Source organism: Conyzicola sp. (genome assembly GCF_057073975.1).
The window spans coordinates 1-2,756 of the sequence record NZ_JBXMIS010000013.1 but is presented as its reverse complement, the minus strand read 5'-3'; the positions used below and the strand labels follow the sequence as shown (position 1 = coordinate 2,756).

The following is a 2,756-nucleotide window of genomic DNA, read 5'->3' as shown; positions in this document are numbered from 1 at the left end:
CCGATCACCCCGTATGGCGCACGACGGTACTGCAGCACGCCGATGCCGAGTGCGAGGATGAGCACGAGAAGGCCGAGCCCGACGAGCAGGGCCACCTTGTCGCCCGTGCCGAACAGGGCGATCGCCGTCTCCTTGACCCACGGTGGCACGATGTCGATGACGAACGACCCGACGGAGGCGAGCGGGCTCGAGTCCGCCGCCACGAGCAGGTCGACGGCTTCGGCGGCCCCGAGGGTCGCAACCGCGGCAACGGCGCCGACAAGCGCGGCGAGCAGGTTCTGACGACGACGGGTCATGCTCGAACTCTATTCCGAATGGCCATGAAAGCCATTCGGAGCGGAGGGCAGAATCAGTCGCTGATGATGCGTGCGCCGTGCACGGGCCCCGTCGCGCGAACCACGGTGAGCTTGGCGGCGCTGAGCGCGATCTGCAGCTCGAGCGCGGTGTCCTGGTCGGCGGCGAGGAATGCGACGGTCGGACCGGAGCCGGAGACGATGCCGGCGAGCGCGCCGTTCTCCTCGCCAAGCTCCAGGGTGGCCGCGAGCGACGGCTCGAGGTGCAGTGCGGGAGCCTGCAGGTCGTTGTATAGCGTCTCGGCCAGCATGTGCGGGTCGCCGGCGCGAATGGCCTGAAGCACGTCGGCGTCGACGGATGGCGCCACGTGGGCGGGGAAGATGTCTTGCGCGTGACGGTCGCGGTGGCGGTCGAGCTCGCTGTAGACCTCTGGCGTCGAGAGGCCGAAGTCGGCGAGTGCGAGCACCCACTGGAACTGCCCCTTGGCCAGTGCCGGGCTCAGCTGGTCGCCACGGCCGGTGCCGATCGCCGTGCCGCCGGTGAAGGCGAACGGCACGTCGGCTCCGAGTTCTGCAGCGAGCGTGAGCATGTCCTCGCGGGCAAGCTGGGTGCCCCACAGGGCGTCGCACGCCAGCAGGGTCGCCGCGGCATCCGCGCTTCCTCCGCCCATGCCGCCGGTGACCGGCACGTGCTTGTCGATCTCGAGGCGAACGCCCCGGCGATAGCCGGTGCGGTGCGCGAGCAGCTGGGCGGCGCGCACGGCGATGTTCGATGCGTCGGTGGGAACGCGCGAGAGCTCGACGGTGCCGGTGACGGAGACGGAGAAGTCGTCGGCGGGGTACGCCCGCACGTCCTCGTAGAGCGACACCGCCTGGTAGGCGATGGCCACGTCGTGGTAGCCGTCGTCGAGCAGGGTGCCGACCTTGAGGAAGACGTTGATCTTGCCGGGCGCTCGCGTGTGCACCATTCGGGGGGTAGGTGCCGACGTCATGCAATAAACCTAGCCGAGGCTCGCGCGGTCTCCGGAACGTGCTATCGCGAGAAAGTCGAGCACCGTCAGCTCCTCGCCGCGGGCGGTGGGGGCGAGCCCGGCCGCCTCGATACGACTGGATGCCTGGCCCGAGTCCCCGAGAACGACCGACAGCGCCTGCCGCAGCATCTTTCGCCGCTGCTGGAACGCCGCGTCGATGAGGGCGAAGGTGGCGAGGCGCTCCTGCTCTGTACCCGGCTGCTCGTGGCGCTCGAACCCGACGAGGATCGAGTCGACGTTCGGCACGGGCCAGAAGACCTGCCTGCTCACCTGGCCGGCGGTGCGCCAGGTTCCGTACCACGCCGCCTTGGCACTTGGACTGCCATAGACCTTCGAGCCGGGCGCTGCCGCGATGCGCTGCCCGACCTCCGCCTGCACCATCACGAGACCGCTCGAGATCGACGGGAAGTGCTCGAGGAAGTGCAGCAGCACGGGAACGGAGATGTTGTACGGCAGGTTGGCGACGAGGGTGGTCGGCTCGCCCGGCAGCTCCGTGACCGTCATCGCGTCCTGGGTGATGACGGTGAGCTGGGCACCGGGCTGCAGCTCGTCGACGGTGAGGGGCAGCTGGGCGGCGAGGCGCTTGTCGATCTCGACGGCGACGACAGACGCCCCCGTCTCGAGCAGGCCGAGCGTGAGGCTGCCGAGGCCGGGGCCGACCTCGACGACGGAACCGCCGGTGACGCCGGCCGACTTGACGATGCGACGCACCGTGTTCGCGTCGATGACGAAGTTCTGCCCGAGCTTCTTGGTCGGCTGAATGCCGAGCAGCTCGGCGAGGTCCCGGATCTCGGCCGGGCCGAGGAGCCTACTCATCGGGGTAGTTGCGCGGGGTGTCGACCGGCTCGGCGTCCCACAGGCCGTAGACATCCTCGGTGTTGGAGGCGATCTGCGCCGCGAGCATGTTCACGTCGGACTCGAAGTGCTTTGCGAGCGCGCGCAGCGTATAGGGGATCATGTACGGCGAGTTGGGGCGCCCGCGGTAGGGAGCCGGGGTGAGGTACGGCGCATCCGTCTCGATGAGCAGGAGGCTGCGTGGCACTATCTCGAGCGCCTCGCGCAGGTCGACCGCGTTCTTGAAGGTCGAGGTGCCGGCGACGGAGACGTACCACCCGTTGTCGGCGCAGATGCGGGCGAGCGCGACATCCCCGCTGAAGCAGTGGAAGACGGTGTGCTGGGGGGCGCCGACGCGGCGAAGGGTCTCGACGACATCCCCGTGGGCATCCCTATCGTGGATCTGCAGCGCAAGATCGTGCTTCTTGGCGATCTCGATGTGCGCCTCGAAGGAGCGGTGCTGACTGCTGCGGCCGTCCTCCGCTGTGCGGAAGTAGTCGAGTCCGGTCTCGCCGATCGCGCGCACGCGAGGCTGGGACGCCAGCTCGTCGATCTCGGCGAGCGCGGCATCCAGCTCTCCTGCGCTCTCGTACCGCGG

3 protein-coding genes and 1 pseudogene are annotated in these 2,756 nt (G+C 69.1%); all 4 read right to left on the bottom strand.

What is annotated here, in order from left to right; all coding sequences use genetic code 11:
* Window positions 1-296: pseudogene (locus tag AC14A7_RS00860) on the bottom strand (molybdopterin-dependent oxidoreductase); the annotation flags it as partial.
* A gap of 53 nt (window positions 297-349) precedes the next feature.
* Window positions 350-1,285 (bottom strand): 4-(cytidine 5'-diphospho)-2-C-methyl-D-erythritol kinase, encoded by a 936-nt coding sequence (locus AC14A7_RS00855; protein WP_484005990.1) that lies wholly within the window; start codon window positions 1,283-1,285, stop codon window positions 350-352.
* 9 nt (window positions 1,286-1,294) lie between these two features.
* Window positions 1,295-2,140 carry a 16S rRNA (adenine(1518)-N(6)/adenine(1519)-N(6))-dimethyltransferase RsmA gene (gene rsmA / locus AC14A7_RS00850; RefSeq protein WP_484005989.1) on the bottom strand — a complete coding sequence of 282 codons (846 nt, stop codon included), beginning with the start codon at window positions 2,138-2,140 and terminating at the stop codon, window positions 1,295-1,297.
* A partial coding sequence (locus AC14A7_RS00845) for a TatD family hydrolase (RefSeq protein WP_484005988.1) occupies window positions 2,133-2,756 on the bottom strand: 624 nt, incomplete at its 5' end. The genes rsmA and AC14A7_RS00845, both read right to left, overlap by 8 nt.

Excerpts from the sequence above, each read along its gene's own strand:
- AC14A7_RS00855 (WP_484005990.1), bottom strand. The coding sequence starts at position 1,285 with ATGACGTCGGCACCTACCCCCCGAATGGTGCACACGCGAGCGCCCGGC.
- rsmA (WP_484005989.1), bottom strand. The coding sequence starts at position 2,140 with ATGAGTAGGCTCCTCGGCCCGGCCGAGATCCGGGACCTCGCCGAGCTG.